The following is a 24,694-nucleotide window of genomic DNA, read 5'->3' as shown; positions in this document are numbered from 1 at the left end:
GGTGGGCGCCGGGTGCGCGCTTGTAAGCCCACGCCTCCAACTCTGCCAGCGCACGGGGCCGTGGCAGCGCACTGCGCGGCGGCGTGCGTGCCGCCGGCCTGCGGCGGTCAGCCGGCTTCGAAGCGGTTGCGGCCGTTGTGCTTGGCGCGGTAGAGCGCCTTGTCGGCCCGCTCCACGGTGGCGGCGTGGGGCTCGCCGGGCACGCGCTCGGCCACGCCGGCGGAGAACGTCACCGCCAGGCCCGGGGCCAGCGCCTCGAAGCCGCCGCGCTCCATCTGGCCGCGCAGCCGCTCCAGCACGCGCATCGCACCGCTCTGGCCGGTACCGGGCATGAGCAGCAGGAACTCTTCCCCGCCCCAGCGCGAGAGCACGTCGCGCCCGCGCACGCCGGCCTGGGCGATCTCGGCGAAGCGCTGCAGCACGGCGTCTCCCACCGCATGCCCGTGCGTGTCATTCACCTGCTTGAAGTGGTCGATGTCCATCATGGCCATGGCCATCGGCGCCGTGGCGGGCTCGCCCGGCCGGCCGTCCTGCGGGTGCACCGCGGCGCCCACCGTCCAGTGCAGGGTGAGCAGGTCGCCCATGGCGCGCCGGTTCAGCAGGCCGGTCAGCGCATCTTGCTCGGCGAGTTTGCGGCTCAGCTCCAGCGCCTCGGTAAGGGTGGCCTTCTGCCGGGCCAGGCGGCTGCGCAGGCGGCCGATGCGGATGGCCAGCGCGGCCACCGCCGTCACCACGATGAGCGAGAAGGCCCAGTGGATGACCTCCACGCGCGGGTCGTAGCGCGGCGAATCGCCCGACGTGCGCCACAGCATGACCCCGGTCACGAGCACCAGCCAGTACGCCATGAGCACACGCGTCTGCCCCGCCCGCAGCTGGAACATGCCGCCCAGCAGGAACAGCGGTGCCAGCAGGCCCAGCAGCGCACCGCGCGCGGGCCCGGTGATGGCATAGGCCCAGCCGAGCGCCGTGGCCGCCAGCACCGACTGCAGCATGGAGAGCGACGGATCGTGCGGCGCCAGCCGCCGGCCCTGGCCGCTGCGCACGAGCAGGCAGCAGACGAAGCTGGTGCCCAGCGCGAAGGCGGTCAGCGGACAGGCCTGACTGGCGTCCACCAGCCCCAGCATCACCTCGGCCTGCTGCACCAGGGCGATCAGGCACAGCAGGCCGAACGCCAGCAGGCACTGCGACATGCGGATGCGCACCTGCTTGCTCTGGCCGAACAGCGCCCGGTCGATCCGGCCCCGCAGGCCCGGGGGCGGTGGCAGGACGCCATCGGCCGCGCGGCGCGCCGGTGATCCGCCGGGCGGTGGAGAATGGGGGCGGGCGGCAGGCGGCATGGCGCAGCAATTCAGGAGCTGAAGGGGCGAAGGCCGGAGGGCAGCGCCTGCGCCGGTGACGGCGGTGCCAGCGGACCCGGCCAAGGGCCCGCGGCAACCGGATGGCAGGGCGGAAGCGGGCATGCGGGGCGCATGCAGGCCATCGTAACGGGGCCGGCGCCGCCCGGCGGCCCTGGCGTGGCCAAGGCAGGGTATCTCCCGAGCCGTCCGCGCCTGCCAGGGCTTCGGGCGAGCGCGGGCGCGGGCGCAGGCGCCGTCGCTAAACTGCCGGCTTCCCCTCTTCCCCTCCTTCGCCCGCGCCATGGCAGACCACCGCACTCCCCCCTCCCTTTCTCTGCAGGCCAGCCGGCGCACCGCCCTCGTGGCCACGCTGGGCCTGCTGGCCTGGCAGGGCCCCGTCCAAGCGGCCAAGCCCCGGGCCAGCGCGCCTTCGCCAGCGCCCTCCCCGTCCGTCTGGCCCCGTGCATCGCAAGTGCCCGGCGGCGTGGCGCGCCTGTCGCTGGGGCCGGCAGCCACGCGGCCGGTGGCGCACGTGGACGAAGGCGCGGGCGACGTGCCGGTGCTCGTGCTGGGCGATGCCATCGAGTGGACGGCCATCGTCGGCATCCCGCTGGCGGCCCAGGCGGGCGCCGCCGGGATCGTGGTGCGGGGTTCGGCCACCGAGGGCGATGCAGCGCGCAAGGTGCCCTACACCGTCGCGCCCAAGAAGTACCGCGAGCAGCGCCTGAGCGTCGCGCCGCGCACCGTGGACCTCTCCGCCGAGGACAACGCCCGCTTCGAGCGCAAGCGCGAACACCAGCGGCAGGTGACGGCGGCGTTTTCCACACCGCTGCCCAAGCCGGCCGACCTGCGCATGCACGTTCCGGTGCCGGGGCCCCGGTCCAGCTCGTTCGGGCTGCGGCGGGTGTTCAACGGGCAATCGCGCAATCCGCACAGCGGCATGGACATCGCCGCAGCCAAGGGCACGGCCATCGTCGCGCCGCTGCCGGGCCGGGTGATCGACACCGGCGAATATTTCTTCAGCGGCGGCACCGTGTGGCTGGACCATGGCGGCGGACTGCTCACCGTCTATGCCCACCTGAGCGCCATCAACGCCAAGGTGGGCGACCAGTTGCAGACCGGCGACCGCCTGGGCGCGGTGGGCGCCACCGGCCGCGTGACCGGGCCGCACCTGCACTGGGGCGTGATGCTCAACCGCACGATGGTGGACCCGGCGCTCTTCCTGCCCGTCTGAGCCGGACGGGCGTTGCGCCGGGCCGACACGGGCAGGTAAAGAAGGGGCCGCTTCGCGGAGGGCAGCGACAATTTCCGCCTTCGATCCCCTGGCCTTTTTGGGTGGTTTCCATGCGATCTTTTCTGGGTGCCGCGCTCGCGGCGATGGCGGTGCTGTGCAGCGGCTGCGCCGTGGTGGCCGTGGGCGATGCCGCGGTGACGGTGGTGGCGACCACGGTGAAGGTCGGTGTCACCGTGGTGGGCACGGCAGTGGACGTGGGCGCGGCCGGCGTGCGCGCCGTGGCGGGCGGCAGCGACTGAAAGCCTGCGCGGGCGGCACGGCCCGCCATGCCGCGCCGGTCGCCACGGCGTTGGCCGCCCACCGCGCTATGCTTGCCGCCCCATGCCGACCCCGCCCCGCTCCCCGCGCGCTCCTGGCCCCTCGCGCCCATCCCGCCCACTCCTGCCACTGCGGCCGCCGGCCGCACGCACTCTCGCCCGATCCCCTGCGACCGCTGCGGCAGCCACCGCCGCCCCCGGCACGCCCCGCCTCATCCGCTTTCACAAGCCCTATGGCGTGCTGAGCCAGTTCACGCCCGAGGGGCGCTGGCGCGGGCTGCAGGATTTCATCGACCTGCCCGGCGTGTACGTGGCGGGCCGGCTGGACGCCGACAGCGAGGGGCTGCTGCTGCTCACCAGCGACGGCGCGCTGCAGGCGCGCATTGCCGATCCGCGCTTCAAGATGGAAAAGACGTACTGGGTGCAGGTGGAGGGCACACCCGGCGAAGCCGCCCTGGCCGCGCTGCGCGACGGCGTGCGGCTGAACGACGGCCCCACCCGCCCGGCCCGGGCACGCCGCATGGAGCCGCCGCCCGCCGTGTGGGAGCGCGACCCGCCCATCCGCGTGCGCCAGCGCATTCCTACCGCCTGGATCGAACTGGTCATCCGGGAAGGCCGCAACCGCCAAGTGCGGCGCATGACCGCGGCGATCGGCCTGCCCACCTTGCGGCTGATCCGCGCCGCCATCGGGCCTTATTCGCTGGACGGGCTGGCGCCGGGGACCTGGCAGGCGGCGACGGTGCCCGCAGAGCCTGGAGGATAGCGCATGAATTGCTATTTAATTGATAGCGATATGCCCTAGATTTCATTGTGCTGGCGGCCTTTTTGCCGAATATTCGAGCCGCTGGCGCTTCGGGCCGGGCAGGCGCAGCACAATCGCTCCCCCAAAAGGAATGGAACCGTGAACGCCCCTGATCTTTCGCTCGAACCCGTCGAGACGCCCGAGGCCGCCCGCGCCGCTGCCGTGCGCGTGTGCCCGCGCTGCAGCCACACCCGCCAGGCCACCGATACCGCACCGGCCTGGCAATGCCCCCGGTGCGAGGTGGCCTACGACAAGGTGCTTCCCACCAGCGTGGCGGCGCGGCAAAAGCCCGAGGGCGCCCGCGCCCAGCCGGCCGCCGCCCCCGGCGACAAGCCCTGGACCCTGATCGTCCTGGCCGGCGGCGTGGTGGTGCTGATGGCGCTGATGGGCTGGAAGTGGAACCACAACAAGGCCCAGGCCGCCGAACGCATCGCCCGCGCCGAAAGCGATGCGCGCGCCCTGCAGATCGCGGCGCAGCGGGAAGGCATGGAACAACTGGCCCGGCTCGGTGCGGCCGAGACCCAGTGGCGCCGCGGCCAGGGCCTGGACGTTCTGCCCACCGTGCGGGCCATGGCCCAGCAAGGGCACCTGCGAGCCATGGTGCTGCTGTCGGCCATGCTGGACGAGGGCAACGGCATCCCCAGGGACCATGCCGAGTCCATGCAGTGGCTGACCCGGGCCGCCCACCAGGGCTCCAGCCTGGCGGCGGTGCGGCTGGGCGCCATCTACCAGGAGGGCCGCGGCGGAGAACCCCGCCAGATGTCGCTGACCGAGAACTGGTACCTGCGCGCGGCGCGCCAGGGCGATGCGGCTGGGCTGTACCGGCTGGGCGATCTCTATGCCAACGGCGCGGCCACCGTGGCCCAGCGGCCCGTTGCCGCCTACATGTTGCTGGAACTGGCCGACCGCCTGGGCCGCGGCAACCCGGAAGACCCGCTCACCCTGCCCCGCTACGGGGCTGTGCACCTTCAGCTGCTGGCCCGCAGGATGGGCCCGGTCGATATCGCCGAAGCGCGGCGGCGCGCCGATGCGTGGAAGCCCGGGAAGCCGCTGGACCTGTGACTGGACGCGCGCGGGCCCCAAGGCCCGGCGCCGCTGCCCCACCGTCGCTGTCCCACCGCCCGCTCAACGGCGGCGCCACCACAGCATCAGGCCCAGAAACACGGCCCCGGTGAAAAGGGGCATCCACGGCATGAGCCGTTCCACCGGGTTGGACGAGCGCATGCCCGACCACACCTCCAGCCGCACCCGGTCCATGCGCAGGTTGCTCACCCCTGCGAACTCCAGCACCGGCGGGACCGTGCGGTCTTCCTTGAAGCTCAAGGGCGCCGCGGCGCCGGCCATCTCCACGACCTGGCCGGCGCGCACGCCCCGCGCGGCGACCTGGGGCACGGCACCCCCGCGCGATGCGCCATGGATGGACCAGCCCGCCATCCAGCGCGCGCTGGCATCCCCGTCGGCCAGCGCCACGCCCGAGACCCGCACCACCAGCGTGTAGGGGTTGCCGCTGCGGGGCAGCGCCATCTCCTCGCCCGTCCAGGCCTGGGTCTGGGGCGGTGCGCCTGCGGAGCGGTCCGCATCGGCGGTGTCTTTCCGGTCCTGGAACAGCGCGAACTTCGCCAGCGCTTCGGCCGGCAGTTCCTGGGTTTGCACCAGGCGCTGGCCCCAGGGCTGGGGTGCGCCGCTGGCCTGGGCGGGCAGCGACGCCGTACCGAGCGCGCCCAGGCCCGCCAGCGCGATGCCGGCCGCTCGGGCCCTGCCACGGCGGCACGCCGCCCGCGCGAAATCGAATGGGGATGTGGATGTGGATGTGTCGTGCCCCGTTGCCATGCCCTCGTGTCCTTGGTGTCGTGTGCTGTCGGCCTTGCGCCGCCAGGTCCGGCGGCGCATGCGGACGGCAGTGTATCCAGTGGTTTCAGGCTGGCCGGCAAAACGCTACCTTTTTGATAGCGCAATGCCCTAGTACTGATTGTCCTGGGAGCATTTTTCGCCTTGATCGCCTGCGTTGGGAGCGCCTCCACACCGCATGCCGAAGTTATGCCCGCCCTCTGTGGGCCGTTCTGTGGACAACCCCAGGGACAACCCGCCGGATCGGCGCAGGCAGTGGCTTGCAGCCCGGTGCCTGCATTTTGGGCAGTGGCGGCCGGGCGCGGGCGGCGCCTTTCCGGGGTGCGGCTATAGTGCGCGGCCGGCACGGCCCCTGCGCCCGCCTTCATTGCATCCCCTCCCCCGCTCCGATCCCCCGTGCCCATCGCCACCCTGCTCTGCCTGGTCGTCGCCGTCAGCGACGGCGACACCCTCACCGCCCGCTGCGGCGACCGCCGCCCGATCCAGGTGCGCCTGGCCGCCATCGATGCGCCCGAGCGCCGCCAGGCGTTCGGCCCGCCGTCCCGCCAGAACCTCGCGCGCCTGTGCCTGCGGCAGAAAGCCACGCTGCAGACCGTGGCCCGCGACGCCTACGGCCGCACCGTGGCGCACGTGCGCTGCGGCCAGGGCGATGCGGCCACGGCCCAGGTGCGCGCCGGGCTCGCCTGGGTGTACACGCCGCGCGCGGCCGCCTACCCGCAACTGGCGGCGCTGCAGCGCCAGGCCCAGGCCAGCCACACCGGGCTGTGGTCGCAAAAGCGCCCGCGCGCCCCCTGGGACTACCGGCGACAGCACCCGCACGGATAAACCGGTAGCATGCGGCGCTGACTTCCCACCGTTGGAGCCGCCCGCCGCGTCCGCCCGTCCGCTGGCCGGACAGGCTCCGGCCAGCCACCCTCCAGCCACCCTGCGCCGTGCCCGACCTTCCCACCGCCTCCCCCGCTCCCCCCGTTCCTGCCACCGAAAGCGTCTACCGGCACCGCGGCTTCCTCGCCTTCCTGATCGCCCGCCTGGTGGCCGTGTTCGCCACCCAGGTGCAGGCCGTGGTCGTGGCCTGGCAGGTGTACGACCTCACGCGCGAGCCCATCGCCCTCGCCTGCGTGGGCCTGGCGCAGTTCCTGCCCATGCTGTGCCTGCTGCTGCCGGCCGGCGACCTGATCGACCGCGCCAGCCGCCGGCACATCCTGGCCGTGAGCTGGTCGGTGGGCGCGGTGTGCAGCGCGCTGCTGTGGTGGCTGTCGGGGCACGGCACGGCGGGCGTGGCGGGCATCTATGCGGCGCTGGTGCTGTTTGGCTGCTCGCGGGCGTTCTCGGGACCGGCGCTGCAAAGCCTGCTGCCGCAGATCGTGCCGCGCGCCCAGCTGGCGCAGGCCATGGCCACCAACAGCATGCTGATGCGCCTGGCCAGCATCACCGGCCCGCTGATCGGCGGGGTGCTGTATGCCACCGGCGGCGCCTCGCTCACCTACCCCGTGTGCTGCGCGGGCTTCGCGCTGGGCGCGCTGCTGCTGTCGCGCGTGACGGTGGCGTATGCCGCTCCGCCCTCGCCGACGCAGGGCCGCATGTGGGACCGCTTCGGCGCGGGCATCCACTTCATCCGCACGCGCCCGATCATCCTGGGCACGATCTCGCTGGACCTGTTCGCCGTGCTGCTGGGCGGCGTGGTGGCGCTGCTGCCCATCTATGCGCACGAGGTGCTGCACGTGGGTCCGCAGGGCCTGGGCGCGCTGCGCAGCGCCATCGCCATCGGCGAGGTGGGCGCGGGGCTGTTCCTGACCCTGCGGCCCTTCAACCGCCATGTGGGGCGGCGCATGTTCATCGCGGTGGCGATCTTCGGCACGGCCAACCTCGTGTTCTCGCTGTCGCACTGGTTCCTGCTGTCGTTCCTGGCCCTGATGGTGGCCGGCGCGGCCGACATGGTGAGCGTGTACATCCGCGGGGCGCTGGTGCAGTTTTCCACGCCCGATGCCATGCGCGGGCGGGTGAACGCGGTCAACATGCTGTTCATCGGCTCGTCCAACGAGCTGGGCGAGTTCCGCGCCGGCACCAGCGCGGCGTGGCTGGGCGCCGTGCCGGCCGCGGTGGCGGGCGGGCTGTGCACCCTGGCGGTGGTGGGCGCCTGGACGCTCCTGTTCAAGCCCCTGCGCGACGTGGACCGCTTCGAGGAAGCGAGCGAGGAACGCCAGCGCCGCTGACGCTGAACGCCCGGCGGTTGACAGCGGTTACCAAAAAGTCCGCAGCCCACCCATTCGCTCATATTTCGATAGCAATATGCCCTAGTGGATATTGTGCTGCGGGCGGTTTTGGCTTGAAGCTTTTTTGGCCGCCGCGGATACATCTGTATCCCGGGCGTAAAACCCCTGCGGCCCCCCTTGCCGCGCCCCGCGCCGCGCTGCACCATGGGCACCGTTTTCCCCATGGAGCCCTGCCATGACCCCCTCGCCCTCCGCTTCGACCGCCCTGCCCCTCACCCGCAGGCACTGGCTGGGATGGACCGCCGTGTCGCTCGCCGCCGCCGGCGGCAGTGCCTGGGCCGCCGGCAGTCCGGGGGGCGCGCCTCCCGGGCTGGACGATGCCGGCAGCGTGCGCCTGCTGGACCGCCTTTCGTGGGGCGCCACGGCGGCCTCGCAGCAGGCGCTGGCCGAGGCCGGCACGGCGGGCTACCTGGCCGCCCAGCTGCGCTCCGCCCCCGCGGCCCTGCCGCCCGAGGCCCAGGCCCAGATCGACGCCATGGCCATCACCCGCACCCCCATGGAGGTGCTGGCCATCGACATGCAGGGCCGCCAGCAGGCCATCAAGGACCTGCCCGACGAGGAGGCGCGCAAGGCCGCGCAGGAGACCTACCAGCGCGACATGCGCGCCCTGCAGCGCGAGGCCGAGCGCCGCTTCGTGCTGCGGGCCGTGTACTCGCCCGCGCAGCTGCAGGAGAAGATGACCTGGTTCTGGATGAACCACTTCAGCGTCTTCGCCGGCAAGGCCGACATCCGCGCCATGGTGGGCGACTACGAGGACCGCGCCATCCGCCCGCACGCGCTGGGGCGCTTTCGGGACCTGCTCGGCGCCACCGTGCGCCACCCCGCCATGCTGCGCTACCTGGACAACGCGCAGAACGCCGCCAACCGCATCAACGAAAACTACGCGCGCGAACTGATGGAGCTGCACACCCTGGGCGTGGACGGCGGCTACAGCCAGCGCGACGTGCAGGAGATGGCGCGCGTGCTCACCGGCCACGGCGTGTCGCTGCGCCCGCTGGGCGAGCCGCCGCCGAAGCTCAAAGCCGAGTGGACGCGCCAGTACGTGCGCCACGGCCTGTACGAATTCCATCCCCAGCGCCACGACTGGGGCCCCAAGGAGCTGCTGGGCCAGCCGCTGCAGGGCCAGGGCATGGCCGAACTGGACGAGGCGCTCGACCGCCTGGCCCGCGCCCCGGCCACGGCGCGCTTCGTGTCGCGCAAGCTCGCCACCTACCTCGTGGGCGATGCGCCGCCGCCCGCGCTGCTGGAGGCCATGGCCGAGTCGTTCACCCGCAGCGACGGCCACATCGCCGCCGTGCTGCAGACGCTGTTCGCCAGCGCGCCGTTCCAGGCCTCGCTGGGCAAGCGGCTGCGCGACCCGGTGCAGTACGTGATGGCCGGCCTGCGCATGGGCTATGCCGACCGCGTGCTGGCCAACCCCGATCCGGCCCTGTCGTGGCTGCAGCGCCTGGCAGAGCCCTTGTATGGCCGCGCCACGCCCGACGGCTACCCGCTCGATTCGGCCGCGTGGACCAGTTCGGGCCAGATGGCCGTGCGCTTCGAGGTGGCGCGGGCCCTGGCCGGCGCGGGCGCGGCCGCGCTCTACCGCCCCGAAGGCGCGCCGCCGCCGCGCGTGGCGCCCCCGGCGCTGGCACAGAGCGCCTACTACCGCGCGCTGGAGCCGCAGCTGGCCCCGGCCACCCGCGTGGCGCTGGCGCGCGCGGCCTCGCCGCTGGAATGGAACACCTTCCTGCTCAGCGCGCCGGAGTTCATGTACGCCTGAGCGGCCCGGCCGCACGGCGCGCTCCGCCACCCGCAGCCCATCGCCCGCCTCGCCCCCCCCCCCGTTTCGCTGTTCCGCTGTTCCGCTGAAAGGCTTCGCCATGACGCACTTCTTCGCCCCCCGCCGCCCCGGCCCTTCCGGGGCCGGCCCCGCCCCCACCCGCCGCCAGTGCCTTCAGGCCCTGGCCGCGCTCGCCGCGCCGGGCGTGCTGCAGGCCAGCCTCGCGGCCACGCCGCAGGCGGTGGACGCACGCTTTTTGCTGGTCTTCCTGCGCGGCGGGTACGACTGCGCCAGCCTGCTCGTGCCCACCTCCAGCAGCTACTACTACGAGACGCGGCCCAACATCGCCATCGCCAAGCCAGGCGACGCCGGGGGCGCGCTGCCGCTCACCGCGGACTGGGGCCTGCATCCGGCGCTGGCGGGCTCGCTGATGCCGCTGTACGAGAAGAAGCAGGTGGCGTTCGTGCCGTTCTCGGGCACCGAAGACCTCACGCGCAGCCACTTCGACACGCAGGACAGCATCGAGCTGGGCCAGCCCGTGGGCGGGCGGCGCGACTACCGATCGGGCTTTCTCAACCGCCTGGCCACCGAACTGGGCGTGCAGCCGCGCTGGCACGACCACCTGTCGCCCATGGCCTTCACCGACACGCTGCCGCTGGTGCTGCGCGGCGGCTATGACGTGCCCAACACCGCCCTGGGCGCCGCGGGCGCGGCCAAGCCCGGCATCGACGACCGGCAGGCCGGGCTGATCGCCTCGATGTACGGCGGCACGCCGCTGGCCGCCGCCGTGGCCGAGGGTTTTCAGACGCGCGACGAGGTGGCGCGCACCATGCAGGGCGAGATGGACGCCGCCAGCCGCAACGCGCTGAGCACCAAGGGCTTCGAAGGCACGGCACGCCGCATGGCCCGGCTGATGCAGTCGCGCTACAACCTGGGGTTCGTGGACGTGGGCGGGTGGGACACGCACGTGGGCCAGGGCAACGCCACGGGCGCGCTGGCCAACCGCTTCGAGGAGCTGGGCCGGGGCCTGGCGGCCTTCGCCGACGAGATGGGGCCGGCGTGGAACCGCACCACGGTCGTCGCCATCAGCGAGTTCGGCCGCACCTTCCGCGAGAACGGCAACCGCGGCACCGACCACGGCCACGGCAGCGTGATGTGGGTGCTGGGCGGGGGCATCGCGGGTGGGCGCATCGCGGGCGAGCAGCAGGCGCTGACGGCCACCACCCTGTTCCAAAACCGCGACTACCCGGTGCTGAACGACTACCGTGCCGTGCTGGGCGGCCTGTTCGCCCGCACCTACGGGCTGTCGCCCGCGGCCCTGGCCCGCGTGTTCCCGCAGACCCGGCCGCGCGACCTCAAGCTGGCCTGAGGCCGGGCCGGCGCACCTGGGGTCCGGCTCAGGCGGCCGTTCCGGCCACGGCCGCCGGAGCGGGGAACGCCGCTGCATCGAACACGCCGCTCAGCAGCTCGGGCAGGCGCTCCGCCCCCATGCGGAACCCGCAGGCCTGCGCATGGCCGCCGCCGCCCATGCTCTCGGCCAGCACCGAGCAGTCGAAGTTGCGCTGCGAGCGCAGGCCCACCTTGACCTTGCCCTCCTTGCTGACGATCCACATCAGCGCGAAGGTGCCGCACTGCTTGGACAGCATCTCGCCGATCAGGCTGTGGAAGGCGCCCGGGGCATTCACCATGAGGCCCTGTTTGCCGTTGAACGTGATCGGCTGCGCGCCGCCCGCCACGTCAGCGGCCAGATGGCGAAACTTCTCGTCCATGGCGTTGCCGCGGGCGACGAAGGCGGCGGACTGCTCGGGCGTGAACGCGGCGATGGCCTCCCAGCGCGCGAAGTCGAACGGCTCCATGTCCAGCGCGGCCAGATAGCCGGCGCTCTCGGGGTAGGCCCAGGCCCAGATGTCGCGGTCCTCCACGTAGCGCACCAGGTCGGGCAGCGGGGTGTCGGGGTAGAAGAACTCCCACGCCAGCCGCGCGCCGGACTTGTCCATGTCGAAGTGCACCACGCCGCAGCGGCAGGCAAAGCCGGTGAGCTTTTCGGCAGCGCTCTTGTGGTGGTCCAGCATGACCAGCTTGGCGGCGCGTTCGTCGATGGCGCCCAGGATGTCCGGCGCGAAAGAGAAGTCGAGGATGTACACCGCCCGGCCTTCGAGCGCGGGCAGGTCGTCCACCGACTGCACCTGCCCGTGCGACAGGCCCACGCACTCGGCCTGGCCGCCGTAGTAGCGCCAGGCAGCCAGCGCGGCACCGAAGCCGTCGGCGCAGCGGCCGTGGTACAGGACCAGGGGGTTGGGATCGTTCTTGTCCGGGTGCACCAGCAGTTGCAGGGGCAGGAGGGTTTTCTTCGTGGGGATCGTCATGGGGCGCATTGTCGGGCACTGGACCCGGGCCTGGGCACTGGCACGGAGCCCCCGGGGCGGGGGCTTGGCAGCGGGAGCGGTTTGGCTGTCCAATGCCCCTGGGCCGGCGCCCGGTGCCATGCGGGCCTGCTGCCGGGTGTACGACCGATCCGCAAGGAGTTTTCGATGCGCAAGCTGTCCCTCTGCGTCCTGGCCCTGTTCCTGGCCGGCTGCGCCACGCGCGGCGCGGACAGCCTCTCGCTCGGCGCGCCCGGCAGCGCGGGTCATCCCGCCGATCCCGCGCGCCAGGCGGCCGATCTGGCCGACTGCCAGCGCTACGCCAGCCAGATCGGGGTGGCCAGCGAGACCGTGGACGGCCTGGTCGCCGGCGCCGTGCTGGCCGCCACCGTGGTCTGGGCGCTGGGCGGCAGCCGCAACGCGGTGCAGGATTCGGCGCTGATCGGCGGGGCGCTCGGCGCCACGCAGGGCGTGCAGGCGCTGGAGCGGCGCCAGGGCATCGTCGCCAACTGCATGGCCGGGCGCGGATACGCCGGCAGCACCTACCCGGCCGTGGCCGCCGTGCCGGAGCCCAACCAGCCCGCCCGCTCGGCACACGCCGACGACACGCCCCTGCCCGCGCGCGCCATCGGCACCGACACGTTCAATGCCGAGCGCCTCGCACGCGACCAGTCCTGCACCGCCACGCCCATGGCCTGGCTGGCCGCCAAGGGACCGGGTTTCGAGACCTACACCGTGCCCTGCAGCAACGGCGACGCCCTGGCGATCCGCTGCGAATTCGGCCAATGCCGGGTGCTGCGCTGAGGCCCGGCCGGTAGCGCAGGGCCCGCGGCACGTCAGGGAAGCGCGGCGTTTCCGGCATCCAGCGCCGGAGGGCGCAGCAGGTCTTCGTTGACGCCCATGGTCTGGCTGGCGCGCTCCACCGCCTGCCACAACGGCGCGGGCATCTGCAGGATTTCCTCCGGTGAGCTGGAGCGCGCGATCCATGCGCTGATCTGGAAATGCTGCTCGTGGGTCAGCAGGTCAAGGTTCAGCATCTCGTCGATGGTCTTCATTGCAATCCGATTCCTGGGCAGGGGCCATGCGGGCACCCCCGTGGCGAAATGCCCGGGGTGGTATGGACCACATGGTGCCATGAGCGCCCAGGTCAAGCGGCCGGGGGCGCTCGCGGCCACCCACCCGTCAGGGGGCGGACGGCGGGCGCATCCTCCCGGCCAGGTCGCCCTGGCCGCGCGACTGCAGCGCGTCGGCGGCGCCGGCGATGTCGCGCGCCTCGCGGTTCTGGCTCAGCTTGGACTTGCCCACCAGCGCGGTGAGCGCGATCTCGATGCCCACGATGTGCTGCAGCAGGCCGTTGATGAACTCGGGCGACGAATCGCCCATCTTCCAGGGCCGGGGCTCGGCGGCCTCGTGCTGGCGCGTCAGGCGCGCCACGATGCGGCGCACGAAGCGTTCGTCGTCGTGCACGGTCAGCACGCCGTGCGCGTGCACCACCTCGTAGTTCCAGGTCGGCACCAGGCGGTGCGACTCGTGCTTGCTCGGATACCAGTTGGGCGAGATATAGGACTGCGGGCCGTGGAACACCACCATGACCGGCGTGCCCGTGGGGCAGCGCTGCCACAGCGGATTGGCGCGGGCCACATGGGCCGACAGCCGGCCGAACGGGCCCACCTCCGGGTCGAACTCGAACGGCAGGTGGTCAGCGTCCAGGCCCCCTTCGCCGTGGGTGACCAGCGTGCCCAGGGGGTGCTCGCGCAGGAGGCGCTGCAGGGCTTCGGGCCGGTTTTCGGCGAAATGCGGTGGGATGTACATGGGTGGGGCTCGGTCGGAATGCGGTGCACGAGACTGTCATGCAGAACCGGCACAATCCGAAGAGCCAGTTCTTCACCATTTCAATGGACCAGTTCCACCCCCCTGCCCCGCCCGGCACCGGCCGCCGCATCTACGACCTGCTGCGCGCGCAGATCGCCGACGGCACGCTGGCAGCCGGCGCGCGGGCCCCGTCCACCCGGGCCCTGGCCACGGACCTGGCGGTGTCGCGCACCACGGTCACCGCGGCCTACGAGCAACTGGCGGCAGAGGGCTTTCTGGTCACCGCCCCGGGGCGGGCGGCCCGCGTCGCCCTGGCGCCCGCCGCCGTCGCCCGGCCCCGGGCCGACCCGGGCGGCGGGGGCCCGCCCGCCCCGGCGCTGTCCACCTTCGGGCAGCGCCTGGCCGGCATGGACCTGCCCGCGCTGCCCGCTGCGGAGCCCGCGCTCATCGATTTCCTGTACGGCGCGGTGGCCTCGCGCGACTTCCCGGCGCTGGCCTGGCGCCGCGCCTACCAGGCCGAACTGCTGCGCCACCAGCACAGCCTGCGCTACATCCCGCCCGAAGGCGACGCCGCCCTGCGCCGCGCCATCCAGGGCTATCTGCGGCGCGCGCGCGGGCTGGCCTGCGATACCGCGCAGATCCTGGTGGTGCACGGCTCCCAGCAAGGCATCGACCTGTGCGCGCGCCTGCTGCTGGACGCGGGCGATGCCTTCGCGTTCGAAGAGCCCGGCTACCTCATGGCGCGCCGGTGCTTCGAGGCCACGGGCGCGGGCCTGCGGGCCGTGCCCGTGGACGCGCACGGCCTGGACACCGCGCAGCTGCCCGAGGACGGCCGCGTGCGCCTGGCCTATGTGACCCCCTCGCACCAGTTTCCCCTGGGCGGCGTGCTGCCCATCGGGCGGCGCATGGCGCTGCTGCAATGGGCGCAGCGCCACCGCGCGTGGATCGTCGAGGACGACTACGACGGCGAATTCCGCTACGGCCAGCGCCCCATCGACGCGCTGCAGTCCATCGACCCCGATGGCCGCGTGATCTACATGGGCACCTTCTCCAAGGCGCTGTCGCCGCAGCTGCGCCTGGGCTACCTCGTGCTGCCCACGGCCCTGGTGGCGGTGTTCCGCCAGGCCAAGCGCATGGCCGACCGGCATGCGCCGGTGCTGGAGCAGCGCACGCTGGCCGCGCTGATCGAAACCGGCGCGTACGAGCGCCACGTGCGGCGCACCCGGCGCGAGCACGAACGCCGCCGCGCCGCGCTGGCCGATGCCATCGCCCGCCACCTGCCGCCCACCGCGGAGCTGGCGGGCACGGCCGCGGGACTGCACGGCGTGCTGTGGCTGCCGTTCGTCCGGCCGCAGGACGAACCCGCCCTGGCCGAGGCCGCGCGCGCGCAGGGCGTGGGCATCTACCCCGTGTCGCCGCTGTTCGCCGACGCGCAGCGCGGCGGGCCGGCGCGGCCCGGCGGGTGGGTGCTGGGGTATGCGAGCCTCACGGTGGAGCAGATCGAGCAGGGCATCCGGATCCTGGGGCGCATCGTGGCCGCCTGGGGCGCGGGGGCGCCCGCCCCGGTGCCACCGCATTGAGGGCCGGGCCGACAAGCGGAGGGTGCGGTTATCCTGCCCGCCGACCCCGCCCCGGCCCCATTTCCTTTTTCCGCACTGCATGTCCCCCCTGCACATTCTCTGGCGCGACGAGCACCTCGTCGCCGTGTACAAGCCCGCCGGCTGGCTCGTGCACCGCACGGGGCTGGACGCAGGCGAGACCCGCTTCGTCATGCAAACGCTGCGCGACCAGATCGGGCAGCACGTGTACCCGGTGCACCGGCTGGACAAGGGCACCTGCGGCGTGCTGGTGATGGCGCTGCACCCGGCCGCGGCGCGCACGCTGTCGCAGGCCTTCGAGCACCACGCGGTGCGCAAGCGCTACCTCGCCCTGGTGCGCGGCTGGATGCCCGATGCGGCCGAGGTGGACCACGCCCTGCGCCCCGACGACGCCCCGCCCGACGCCCCCGTGCAGGACGCCCACACCACGCTGCGCTGCCTGGCCCGGCTGGAACTGCCCGAGGCCGCCGACCCGCGCTTTCCCGGCACGCGGGCGTCGCTGGTGGAGGCCCTGCCCACCACCGGGCGGCGCCACCAGATCCGCCGCCACCTCAAGCACCTGGCGCACCCCATCCTGGGCGATGCCACGCACGGCAAGGGCCCCCTCAACCGCTGGTGGGCCGAGCGCCTGGGCCGCCAGCGGCTGTGGCTGCACGCCTGGCACCTGGGCCTGGCGCACCCGGCCACAGGCGAATGGCTGGCCCTGGACAGTGGGTTGCCCGACCCTTGGGCGGCAGCCCCCTCGGCCGCCGCCACGGGTTCGGACACCGCCAGCGATGCGATCGACTGGCAGCAGCGCGTGTTCGCCCTGCCCTGGCGATCTGCCGGATGATCGCCCGGTGCCACCGGCTGCGTCCTACCTGATGTGTCGCCCATGGCCGCTGGAAGGGGTGCGGTTCGGCGCCGACATTGGTCGGCGGTGACGCGCGCCGCGCCCCCCTTTCATTTTTCATGAGGTATTTCCGGATGACCCAGACCCGCCCCCTTTCCCTCCTCCTGCACGGGGCCCGTCGATGATGGGCTGGTGGGACCAGATCGCCACCACCGTGGCTGCCGAATTCTCCGACCTCACCGACCTGGGCCAGGCCACGCGCATCGTGGTGCGCCTGGGCATCGCGGGCCTGCTGGGCGGCCTGCTGGGCTGGGAGCGTGAGAACAAGGGCAAGGCGGCCGGCGTGCGCACCCACATGCTGGTGTCGATGGGCGCGGCGATGTTCGTGCTGGTGGCGCAGCAGGCCGGCATCAGCGCGGGGGACAACAGCCGCGTGCTGCAGGGCATCGTGGCTGGCGTGGGCTTCCTGGGCGCGGGCACCATCCTCAAGGGCGACGGCGAGAGCCAGGTCAAGGGCCTGACGACGGCTGCCGGCATCTGGCTCACCGCCGCCATCGGCGTGGCGGCCGGCCTGGGTCTGGAGGCCACGGCGGTGCTCAGCACGCTGCTGGCGCTGGCGATCTTCAGCGCCGTGCCGCTGGTCCAGCGCCTGACCGAACGCGACAGCCACCCGGACACCAAGTAGCGGCCTTCGGCGTGTACCATCGCGCCACGGTCCCATCCGGCGACCCGCAACGGAGCACTCCATGGCCAAAGGCGAACAGCGCAGCAACAAGATGGCGAAGAAACCCAAGAAGGACACTTCGCCCCCCAAGGAAGGAAGCGGTTCCGACCGCCCCATGGCCCCCATCACCGCGGTGATGCCGCGCGGCAAACTGAAGAACAAATAGCGGCAACGGGCCACGGCCCCAACGGAGCCGGGCCCTGCCGCCCGGCCCACCCACAGCGGCCTGCCCTGGTTTCACAGCGCAGGCCGCTGTTTTTTCTTCTTGGGCGCGGGCCAGATCCACTGCGGCATGGCGGGTGCCTCGGGTGCGGCGGCCGCCGCAACGGCAGCCGCAGGGGCCGCGGCCGCCTCGAAATGCGGCCCCGGGCCGGCCTGGGCCAGCAGGTCCTGCGCGTTGCGCAGCGGGCAGTCCTTGAGCGACAGGCACCCGCAGCCGATGCAGCCGTCGAGCTGATCCCGCAGTTGCGTCAGCATGCGGATGCGGTCTTCCAGATCGCTCTTCCACGCCGCGGACATGCGCCGCCAGTCCGCCGCCGTCGGCGTGCGCCCCTGCGGCAGCGCCTGCAAGGCTTCGGCAATGCCCGACAGCGGCACGCCCATGCGCTGGGCCACCTTGATGACCGCCACGCGCCGCAGCACCGATCGCGGATAGCGCCGCTGGTTGCCCGTGCTGCGCACGCTGGCAATGAGCCCCTTGGATTCGTAGAAATGCAGCGCCGACACCGCCAGCCCGCTGCGCGCGGCGACTTCGCCGACCGTCAGTTCGGGGGTGGGACCGGGCGCGGCGGGGGATGCCGGTGGGAGCGTGGCACGGGGCGGACGGGCAGAGTGGGCTGGTGGCATGGCAAGCGTCGGAGCGAAGCGGCGACGGCAAAAGTCGAAAAGTCGCCCAGGGTTGACCTCAAGTTTAGTTGAGGTTTGATACTGCCCACTTTCCACTTCATCCCCACCGGTCCATGTCCCTCGCCACCGCGCCTGCCCCATCCGCTCCGTCCGCCGCCAACACATCCGCCCCCGCGCTGCAGCCCCACGGCCCGGCCGCGGCCGCGTATGTTCCGCCACCCGGCGGCCAGCGCGCCGACCCGCTCGCCCTGTCCTTCCTCAACCCGGACGGCCTGTACGACCCGCGCCCCAATGGCTATTCGCACCTGGCCGTGGCGCAAGGCGCGGCGCGCACGGTGCACGTGGCCGGACAGGGCGGTGAAGATGCGCAGGGCCGGCTGGCCGATGGTTTCGCGCAGCAGGTCGCCCAGGCCCTGGCCAACCTCGGCACCGCGCTCGCCGCGGCCGGCGCGCGGCCCCGGGACGTGGCCAAGCTCACGGTGCTCATCGTGGACCACAGCGAGCAGCGGCTGCACACCTTCGGCCAGGCCCTGATGGCGATGTGGGCCGGCGCCCCGGCGCCCGCCTGCACGCTGATTCCCGTGCCGCGCCTGGCGCTCGACGGCATGCTGTTCGAGATCGACGCCCTCGCCTACGTGCCTGCCGGCTGACCGGCCGCCGCTTCCAGCCACTCCATCCCGCCACCTTCGCGCCCGCCACCGAGAATCCCGCACCGCATGCCACCCCGTACCCTGCCCGCCGCCCCATCCTCCTCCCGCCCCGACACCTCGGCGGGCCTGTCCACCCCCGTGCTGCTGCTGATGGCGGTGGCCTGCGGCCTGTGCGCGGGCGCCAACTACTTCAACCAGCCGCTGCTGCACTCCATCGCCGTGCACCTGCAGGTGTCCGAAGGCACGGCCGCGCTGACCGTCACCTTCGCGCAGGTAGCCTACGCGGTCGGCTTGCTGCTGCTGGTGCCGCTGGGCGACAAGCTGGAACGGCGGCGGCTGATCGCCACGCTCATGGTGCTGGCGGCGGCGGGGCTGTTCCTGAGCGGGTTTGCCGACCGCTTCGCGCTGCTGGCGCTGGGCACGCTCATGACGGGGCTGTTCTCGGTGGCCGCCCAGGTACTGGTGCCCATGGCGGCCGCGCTGGCCGCGCCCGGGCGCAGCGGGCAGGCCGTGGGCCTGGTGATGAGCGGGCTGCTCACCGGCATCCTGGCCGCGCGCAGCGTGGCCGGCCTGCTGTCGGGCCTGGGCGGCTGGAACCTGGTCTACCGCGTGGGCGGCGTGGCCCTGCTGGTGGTAGCCGCGGCGCTGTGGTTCGCCCTGCCCACGCTGCGCAACCCCCACCCGCCGAGCTACGGGCAGGTGCTGCGCTCGCTGGGCACGCTCGCGCGGCGGCACCCGCGGCTGCGCAGCCGGGCGCTGCTGGGCGGGCTGTCGTTCGCCTCGGTGAGCGTGCTGTTCTCCACCATGGCCCTGATGCTGGCAGGCCCCGCCCACCGCCTGGGCGATGCGCAGATCGGGCTGGTCGGGCTGGCGGGCGTGGCCGGGGCGCTGATGGCCAACGTGGCCGGCCGACTGGCGGACCAGGGGCGCGAGCAGCTCACCACCCGCGTGTCGGTGCTGCTGGTGCTGGCCAGCTGGGCGGCGCTGTGGCTCGGGGGCACGTCCATCGTTTGGTTCCTGGTGGGCATGCTGGCGATCGACCTGGCGCTGCAGGGCGTGCACATCAGCAACCAGAACGTGATCTACCAGTTGGCCCCCGAGGCCCGTTCGCGCCTGAACGCGGTCTACATGACCACCTACTTCACCGGGGCGGCGCTGGGCTCGGCGCTCGGCTCCGCCGCCTGGCAGCGCGGCGGGTGGAGCGCCGCGTGCCTGGCCGGCGTGGGGGTGGCGGGGCTCAACGCCCTGGCGATGGTGCACGACGCCCGGCTGGCGCGGGGTGCGACGGCTCCGGCCGCGCCACCGGCCTGACGCCTTCAAGCGGCGATTCTTGCACCGCAGCAATTCGGGAACGGGTCCGACACGCCGGCCCTGGCGCCTGCCATGTAATGGGTTTCAGCTGCGCGGGTTCCGTGCAGCCCCCGCAACCCCGAGGAGGACCATCCCATGAAGCAACACGCCACCATCCGCGGAGAAGTCACGTACCGCGAAGGCGACGGCATGCCGATCGCCATTCCCGAGGGCCCGGTCGAACTCGCCCACGCCCCCGACAGCGTGACACTGAGCTGGACGGCGGACAACGACGCCGCCGGCCTGGCCGCCATGCCGCGCGACCAGTACGAGCTCTACGTGCAGGACGGCAAGATCCTGCCCAAGGGCGGCCAGGCGGAGCAGGAAGACCACGTGGCCCCGGCCAGCGCCTGACCTCCCCCGCCATTTCATGACCCAACCGCTGCAGCGGCGGCCGCCCCCGCCGCCGCTGCACGCCATTTACGACCTCAGACTCAGGGCACGGGGCACGGGGCGGGTGAGGTACACCGCCTCGCGGCCCACGATGGGCGCGCGCGTGGGCATCATCACCGTGCAGCCGTCGCACAGCGCGCGGATCTCCTGCGCGCCGTCGGTGGCGATCAGCTCGCCCTCGGCAAACACCTCGAACCCCACCAGCGGCCGCGTGAAGCGGAACTCCGGCGTCGTCACCATGCAGGTTTGGAGCAGTTCGTAGCGGCGCTGCGGACCGGGCGCAGGGCGCTCGCGTTCGATCAGCCCGAAGTACCCCAGAAAATCCAGCGCCGCCGTGGTCGCGACCTCGCCCGCGGACTTCAGGAAGTGCTGCCCGCATTCGACCACCAGTCCGGTGCCCGCGCCGCCCGCCTCGCCCAGGCGGCCGTGCTGGATCAGCGGCGTGCCCGACCCCAGCCCGCTGGGCATGAGCAGGTGCACGCCCGGCCGGCCGATGGCGCAGGCCACTTCGGTATTGCGCGAATAGGCGGGGTACACCCAGAACGGCTCGACGTCCTGGCTGGTGGAGTGGATGTCCAGCACGTGGTCGGCTGCGGCCACCACGGGGCGCAGCTCGCGCGCGCGGCGCATCTCGATGCTGTCCAGGCTGCCGTCCAGCTCGGCCGCCGACCACACGCGGTTGAGGTTGTGGTCGATCTGGCGGCTGTCGAACGGCCGGCTCTCGTCGAACGATTCGTAGGCCTGCACGTTGGCGAAGCTGATGGTGAGCGTGCCCTTCAACGGGCGCACGCCGCTGTCCAGCAGGTGCGTGGCGGCCACCATGCCGCAGATCTCGTTGCCATGCGTGAGCGCATTGATGAGCACGTGCGGCCCGGGCTGGCCCGAGGCGAAACGGTGCACATAGGGGATGCCGGTGTTGCCTTCGCGGTAGGCGGACAGATCGCGGGGCAGGACTTCGAACAGGGGCGGGGTGAGGGTCATCGCGGTGCGGCGGAGGGCGCCATCGGCTGCGGCGGCCCGTCCGGGTTGAAGGTGGTGGGGAAGCCGGCCATCGTAGCCGCACCGCGCGGCCTTTGCAGGGCCCGGCGCGGTCCCCGTCATCCCATGCCGGACACCGGAATGGCGCTCTTGTACGATCGCCGGCACCGGCCCCCGCCCCTGGGAGCGGTCCGCGCAACCCACCCCCCTGTCCATGACCCCGCCCTCCATCACGTGGCTCCCGCTCGCGCAAGCACATGCGCGTTGGCCCGGCGGCTGGCGCGAGGCATTGGCCAAGGCGCACGGCACGGCCCCGCCGCTCGCGGACGCCAGCCGGGTGTGCTGCGTGGAGGGCCCTCTGTCGCTGCCCGAACTGGCCTGGGACGGGACAGCGCCCTGGCCGCCCGGCACGTGGGCGGATGCCTTTGCCCTGCCTGCCGGCGCCCCCGCGCCCGCACTGCTGCTGGTGCAGGGCGACCTGCACGTGGCGGGCGCCGTCACCGCCCCCGCACCGGGCATGGCCGCCCCGGCCCTGGTGGTGTGCGGTGATGCGCACTGGGGGCATGCGGTCTTGGAAAACATGCCGGTGGTCATCACCGGCGACCTGCAGGTGGACGGGCTGCTGTGGGGCGGCGGTGCCGATCCGGCCGAGGCGGGGGCAGCCGGACCCGGCCTGGACGTAGGCGGCTCGCTCGGCGCACAGGTGGCGCTGTTCACCGGCGGCTATGGCCTGCGCACGGGCGGCGAGGACCGGGTGGCCTACCCCTTCGGCGCCCCGTTCGGCGGCCACGACCTGGCGGCATTCTCTGCAGAGCCACTGGCCGCCGTGTTCGATCCGGCCTGCCTGCACGGCCTGGCCGTGGGCGAGGACGGCCGCCTGGGCGCCCTGCCCGACCGCGCCGCCGTGCGGGCCGCGCTGCAAGCCGGCCGGCCCGTACTGCGCAGCCCCGACGCCATCGCCGCCGACCTGGCGAGCGACACCGCGCTGTGCCCGGGCGGCGCCATGCACGCCAGCCACCTGCGCCAGTTGCTGCGCTCCCGCCTGCTCGATGCCGCCCACAAGAAAGCCACCGGCTGGTTCGGCCAGACCGACTTCCTGCTGTGCCGCCAGCACGTGGACGACGAGGGCGACACCTACGGCGACGGCCTGTTCATGACCGTCTGGAAGACCTGGGACTTTCACCTGTCCATCGACGACGGCACCGCACGCCAGGGCTGGTGGCAGCGGCTGACCGCCCGCCTGCGCACGCCGCCGCCACCGCCCCGCAGCGACGGCCTGGCCGTCATGCACCGGCGTTATGCCGCAGGCGTGCCGGGTCCCTGGGAACCGCTGGCCGAGGATGGGGACCCGGCCGCGCTGCAGGCCTGCCTGCACGCATGGCACGGCGTGCTCGACCACGCCCGCCGGGCCGCGGCCCAGTCACGCGCCGGCCACCCCGTGTGGCGGCGGCTGGAGGCGGCGTTGTCCCCCGCGCGCATCGAGGCACTGGCGCAGTTGCCCGTGTTCACCGAGCAATACAACGACTGGTGGGGCAGCGAGCGCAACGGCTGGTGGGAGGGCGACGTGTGGGTCGGCGTGCGCCAGCCCTGCATGCACCAGGGCGAGCCCTGGGGCCTGGCCCTCAAGCTGAGCTGGCGCAACGGCACCGAGGCGCCGGGCGACGCGCCCGACGACGCACACGCCGCCTACCAGCTGGAGATCGAGGCCGCCGCCCCCGGCGCGCCGCCGGTGGTGCGCATCACCTGCGCCCAGCGGCAGTCCGATCCGCGCCACCCGCTGCCGCGCCACGCCGTGGACCATGCGGCGCGCCTGCTGCGCTGGTTCACGGTGCTGGAGCAGCGCCTGCATGCGGCGCACGGGGGTACGGCGCAAAGCGGTAACGCCCCGTGATTTGCTATATATTTAATAGCAACGCAGGCAATTGATACTAGGGCATCGGCCGGTCTTGACTCAAAACCGGCAGGCCTGGGCGTCAATCCCCGCCGCCGTCCCCGCCCCCATCGCCATCGCTCTCCGGCGCCTGCGAATCGCCCTGGCCATTGCCATCGTCGCCGCCCCGGCTGCCGCGCTTGCGGCCCCGGGCTTCCTTCTTGGCGGCGCGCAAGGCTTCCTGCCGGGCGCCCTCGGCCTGCCAGACCTCGAACTCCTCGGGCGTCTCCAGCGTGATGCGGCCCAGGATGGCGGTGCGGAAGTCCGTCATCACCAGCTCGGCCGCCTTCTGCAGGTTGACGCGGCCGCCCGCCATGATGGCGCCGCGCTTGCGGGCCACGGCCTCCAGGATCTCTTCGTCCTGCAGGTTGCCCACCGCGCCCGCCGGCAGGCCCAGCTTGTAGCGCGCCTCCATCAGCGGCACGTAATGCTGCTTGAGGTAGCCGATCAGTTCCAGCGCCACCTCCTCCTCGTCGTAGGCGTTGCGGCCGATGGCGCCGCTGGCGGCCAGCTTGAAGCCGCTTTCGGGCACGGTGATGCGCGGCCACAGCATGCCGGGCGTGTCCCACAGGTAGAAGTCGTCGGCCAGCGTGATGCGCTGCTCCAGCTTGGTGATGCCGGCCTCGTCGCCCGTCTTGGCCTGGCTTTTCTGGCTGAGCGTGTTGATGAGCGTGGACTTGCCCACGTTCGGAATACCGCAGATCAGCACCCGCATCGGCTTGGCCATGCCGCCGCGCTGCGGCGCCAGCTGGTGGCAGGCGTCGATGAGGCGCCGCGCCGGCGCGGGCTCGGAGGCATCGAGCGCGATGGCGCGCGTCTCCGACCGGGCGTTGTACCAGTCGAGCCACAGCGGCGTGCGCGCGGGGTCGGCCACGTCCTGCTTGTTGAGCACCTTGACCGCCGGCTTGTGCCCGGTCAGCTCGGCCAGCAACGGGTTGCTGCTGGAGCCGGGCAGGCGCGCATCCAGCAGTTCGATCACCACGTCGATGTCCTTGATGCGCTCGCCGATCGCCTTGCGCGTGAGGTGCATGTGACCGGGAAACCACTGGATGGCCATGGAGAGTCTTTCGCTTTTTTGAGGGGGTTCGAGGGCGACAAGGATAATCGGCCCGGTCTTCACCTTCCGCATTGGCCTACATGCCCCTTCCCCCACCCCCCGTTCACCGCCCCGACAGCAAGCACGACAAGGAACTGCTGTTCAAGGGTGTGACCTGCGCGCTCATCGGCCTCATCGTGCTGCTGGCACCCTACGTGGCGCGGTCGTCCAGCGTGGCGGACATGATGCGGCAGGCCTCCCTGGTGGGCTGGTTCGCCCTGGTGCTGGGCGGCGCGTTCCTCGTGCGCTACGCCATGCGCCGCTATGGAGGCCGCCGCCGCTACTGAGGGCGCGGGACGATGCGATGACCGAAGTCGCCACTGACCTGGATCGCGCACGCGCGGGGTTCGCCGCGCTGCAGGCCCGCGCGCAGGCCCATGCGGTGGCGCTGCGCCCGCCCCCGGCGGAGCCCACCACCTGCTGCGGCCGCGGCTGCAACGGCTGTGTCTGGGAGGGCTTCTACGCCGCGGCCGAATGGTGGCGCCAGGATGCGCTGGGGGCGCTGCAAGCCACGGCCCCGGGGGCCGCTCACCCGGGCTGACAGCGCCC

The 24,694-nt window shown here is 72.8% G+C and carries 27 protein-coding genes; 19 read left to right on the top strand and 8 right to left on the bottom strand.

What is annotated here, in order from left to right; genetic code table 11:
- Positions 1-107: 107 nt before the first annotated feature.
- The gene (locus AVKW3434_RS00535; RefSeq protein ID WP_284403496.1) at positions 108-1,337 is read right to left on the bottom strand and encodes a GGDEF domain-containing protein; all 1,230 of its coding nucleotides are present in this window, start codon (positions 1,335-1,337) and stop codon (positions 108-110) included.
- Between the two features lie 301 nt (positions 1,338-1,638).
- On the opposite strand from AVKW3434_RS00535, the gene AVKW3434_RS00530 reads away from it, so the two are divergent.
- From AVKW3434_RS00530 to AVKW3434_RS00515, 4 genes are all read left to right on the top strand, one after another.
- Positions 1,639-2,571, top strand: a complete 933-nt coding sequence (locus AVKW3434_RS00530) for a M23 family metallopeptidase (RefSeq protein WP_284403495.1) — start codon at positions 1,639-1,641, stop codon at positions 2,569-2,571.
- Between the two features lie 110 nt (positions 2,572-2,681).
- Positions 2,682-2,870 carry a hypothetical protein gene (locus AVKW3434_RS00525; protein WP_284402576.1) on the top strand — a complete coding sequence of 63 codons (189 nt, stop codon included), beginning with the start codon at positions 2,682-2,684 and terminating at the stop codon, positions 2,868-2,870.
- An 82-nt stretch (positions 2,871-2,952) separates the two neighbouring features.
- Positions 2,953-3,651, top strand: a complete 699-nt coding sequence (locus tag AVKW3434_RS00520) for a pseudouridine synthase (protein ID WP_502869004.1) — start codon at positions 2,953-2,955, stop codon at positions 3,649-3,651.
- Positions 3,652-3,789: 138 nt separating this feature from the next.
- A complete protein-coding gene (locus AVKW3434_RS00515) occupies positions 3,790-4,752 on the top strand; it encodes a tetratricopeptide repeat protein (protein ID WP_284403493.1) in 963 nt (320 codons plus the stop codon).
- A gap of 63 nt (positions 4,753-4,815) precedes the next feature.
- Here AVKW3434_RS00515 and AVKW3434_RS00510 read toward each other — a convergent pair whose 3' ends face one another.
- Positions 4,816-5,520, bottom strand: coding sequence for a hypothetical protein (locus AVKW3434_RS00510; RefSeq protein WP_284403491.1), 705 nt, complete (start codon positions 5,518-5,520; stop codon positions 4,816-4,818).
- Between the two features lie 414 nt (positions 5,521-5,934).
- Here AVKW3434_RS00510 and AVKW3434_RS00505 point away from each other — a divergent pair, with 414 nt between their 5' ends.
- From AVKW3434_RS00505 to AVKW3434_RS00490, 4 genes are all read left to right on the top strand, one after another.
- Entirely contained in the window at positions 5,935-6,363 is a 429-nt protein-coding gene (locus AVKW3434_RS00505; protein WP_284403489.1) for a thermonuclease family protein, read from the top strand.
- A 107-nt stretch (positions 6,364-6,470) separates the two neighbouring features.
- Positions 6,471-7,751, top strand: a complete 1,281-nt coding sequence (locus AVKW3434_RS00500) for an MFS transporter (RefSeq protein WP_284403487.1) — start codon at positions 6,471-6,473, stop codon at positions 7,749-7,751.
- 235 nt (positions 7,752-7,986) lie between these two features.
- Positions 7,987-9,573, top strand: coding sequence for a DUF1800 domain-containing protein (locus AVKW3434_RS00495; RefSeq protein WP_284403485.1), 1,587 nt, complete (start codon positions 7,987-7,989; stop codon positions 9,571-9,573).
- 100 nt (positions 9,574-9,673) lie between these two features.
- The gene (locus AVKW3434_RS00490) at positions 9,674-10,942 is read left to right on the top strand and encodes a DUF1501 domain-containing protein (RefSeq protein WP_284403483.1); all 1,269 of its coding nucleotides are present in this window, start codon (positions 9,674-9,676) and stop codon (positions 10,940-10,942) included.
- Between the two features lie 28 nt (positions 10,943-10,970).
- On the opposite strand, the gene AVKW3434_RS00485 is transcribed toward AVKW3434_RS00490, so the two are convergent.
- A complete protein-coding gene (locus tag AVKW3434_RS00485) occupies positions 10,971-11,939 on the bottom strand; it encodes a DHH family phosphoesterase (RefSeq protein WP_284403480.1) in 969 nt (322 codons plus the stop codon).
- A gap of 165 nt (positions 11,940-12,104) precedes the next feature.
- Between AVKW3434_RS00485 and AVKW3434_RS00480 the strand changes: the two genes are divergently transcribed.
- A complete protein-coding gene (locus AVKW3434_RS00480; protein WP_284403478.1) occupies positions 12,105-12,740 on the top strand; it encodes a glycine zipper family protein in 636 nt (211 codons plus the stop codon).
- A gap of 32 nt (positions 12,741-12,772) precedes the next feature.
- On the opposite strand, the gene AVKW3434_RS00475 is transcribed toward AVKW3434_RS00480, so the two are convergent.
- Positions 12,773-12,991 carry a hypothetical protein gene (locus tag AVKW3434_RS00475; RefSeq protein WP_284403476.1) on the bottom strand — a complete coding sequence of 73 codons (219 nt, stop codon included), beginning with the start codon at positions 12,989-12,991 and terminating at the stop codon, positions 12,773-12,775.
- Positions 12,992-13,118: 127 nt separating this feature from the next.
- On the bottom strand, positions 13,119-13,748 hold the full coding sequence (locus tag AVKW3434_RS00470) for an FMN-binding negative transcriptional regulator (protein WP_284403473.1): 630 nt from the start codon (positions 13,746-13,748) through the stop codon (positions 13,119-13,121).
- An 83-nt stretch (positions 13,749-13,831) separates the two neighbouring features.
- On the opposite strand from AVKW3434_RS00470, the gene pdxR reads away from it, so the two are divergent.
- The 4 genes from pdxR (at position 13,832) to AVKW3434_RS00450 (ending at position 17,068) form a co-directional block, all read left to right on the top strand.
- Positions 13,832-15,328, top strand: coding sequence for a MocR-like pyridoxine biosynthesis transcription factor PdxR (gene pdxR, locus AVKW3434_RS00465; protein WP_284404559.1), 1,497 nt, complete (start codon positions 13,832-13,834; stop codon positions 15,326-15,328).
- 79 nt (positions 15,329-15,407) lie between these two features.
- Complete coding sequence (locus AVKW3434_RS00460) at positions 15,408-16,178, top strand: pseudouridine synthase (RefSeq protein WP_284403471.1); 771 nt, start codon at positions 15,408-15,410, stop codon at positions 16,176-16,178.
- Between the two features lie 181 nt (positions 16,179-16,359).
- Complete coding sequence (locus AVKW3434_RS00455; protein WP_284403469.1) at positions 16,360-16,863, top strand: MgtC/SapB family protein; 504 nt, start codon at positions 16,360-16,362, stop codon at positions 16,861-16,863.
- Positions 16,864-16,924: 61 nt separating this feature from the next.
- Positions 16,925-17,068 (top strand): hypothetical protein, encoded by a 144-nt coding sequence (locus AVKW3434_RS00450; protein WP_272564027.1) that lies wholly within the window; start codon positions 16,925-16,927, stop codon positions 17,066-17,068.
- Between the two features lie 71 nt (positions 17,069-17,139).
- Here the strand turns inward: AVKW3434_RS00450 and soxR are convergent, their stop codons facing one another.
- On the bottom strand, positions 17,140-17,748 hold the full coding sequence (gene soxR / locus AVKW3434_RS00445) for a redox-sensitive transcriptional activator SoxR (protein ID WP_284403467.1): 609 nt from the start codon (positions 17,746-17,748) through the stop codon (positions 17,140-17,142).
- Positions 17,749-17,861: 113 nt separating this feature from the next.
- Between soxR and AVKW3434_RS00440 the strand changes: the two genes are divergently transcribed.
- From AVKW3434_RS00440 to AVKW3434_RS00430, 3 genes are all read left to right on the top strand, one after another.
- Positions 17,862-18,398, top strand: a complete 537-nt coding sequence (locus tag AVKW3434_RS00440) for a RidA family protein (RefSeq protein ID WP_284403465.1) — start codon at positions 17,862-17,864, stop codon at positions 18,396-18,398.
- Between the two features lie 66 nt (positions 18,399-18,464).
- The gene (locus tag AVKW3434_RS00435; protein ID WP_284403463.1) at positions 18,465-19,709 is read left to right on the top strand and encodes an MFS transporter; all 1,245 of its coding nucleotides are present in this window, start codon (positions 18,465-18,467) and stop codon (positions 19,707-19,709) included.
- Positions 19,710-19,844: 135 nt separating this feature from the next.
- On the top strand, positions 19,845-20,102 hold the full coding sequence (locus AVKW3434_RS00430) for a hypothetical protein (protein ID WP_272564030.1): 258 nt from the start codon (positions 19,845-19,847) through the stop codon (positions 20,100-20,102).
- Positions 20,103-20,168: 66 nt separating this feature from the next.
- Here AVKW3434_RS00430 and AVKW3434_RS00425 read toward each other — a convergent pair whose 3' ends face one another.
- Positions 20,169-21,122, bottom strand: a complete 954-nt coding sequence (locus tag AVKW3434_RS00425) for a M14 family metallopeptidase (protein ID WP_284403461.1) — start codon at positions 21,120-21,122, stop codon at positions 20,169-20,171.
- A gap of 211 nt (positions 21,123-21,333) precedes the next feature.
- Between AVKW3434_RS00425 and AVKW3434_RS00420 the strand changes: the two genes are divergently transcribed.
- The gene (locus AVKW3434_RS00420; protein WP_284403459.1) at positions 21,334-23,010 is read left to right on the top strand and encodes a hypothetical protein; all 1,677 of its coding nucleotides are present in this window, start codon (positions 21,334-21,336) and stop codon (positions 23,008-23,010) included.
- A gap of 82 nt (positions 23,011-23,092) precedes the next feature.
- On the opposite strand, the gene ylqF is transcribed toward AVKW3434_RS00420, so the two are convergent.
- Positions 23,093-24,106 carry a ribosome biogenesis GTPase YlqF gene (ylqF, locus tag AVKW3434_RS00415; RefSeq protein ID WP_284403458.1) on the bottom strand — a complete coding sequence of 338 codons (1,014 nt, stop codon included), beginning with the start codon at positions 24,104-24,106 and terminating at the stop codon, positions 23,093-23,095.
- Between the two features lie 80 nt (positions 24,107-24,186).
- On the opposite strand from ylqF, the gene AVKW3434_RS00410 reads away from it, so the two are divergent.
- Positions 24,187-24,432 carry a hypothetical protein gene (locus tag AVKW3434_RS00410; RefSeq protein ID WP_284403457.1) on the top strand — a complete coding sequence of 82 codons (246 nt, stop codon included), beginning with the start codon at positions 24,187-24,189 and terminating at the stop codon, positions 24,430-24,432.
- A gap of 17 nt (positions 24,433-24,449) precedes the next feature.
- A complete protein-coding gene (locus AVKW3434_RS00405) occupies positions 24,450-24,686 on the top strand; it encodes an oxidoreductase-like domain-containing protein (protein ID WP_284403455.1) in 237 nt (78 codons plus the stop codon).
- The last annotated feature ends 8 nt before the right edge of the window (positions 24,687-24,694 follow it).

The organism is Acidovorax sp. SUPP3434, from assembly GCF_030159015.1.
GTDB lineage: Bacteria > Pseudomonadota > Gammaproteobacteria > Burkholderiales > Burkholderiaceae_C > Paracidovorax.
The sequence above is the reverse complement of the archived record's forward strand: the minus strand, read 5'-3'. Positions and strand labels throughout refer to the sequence as shown.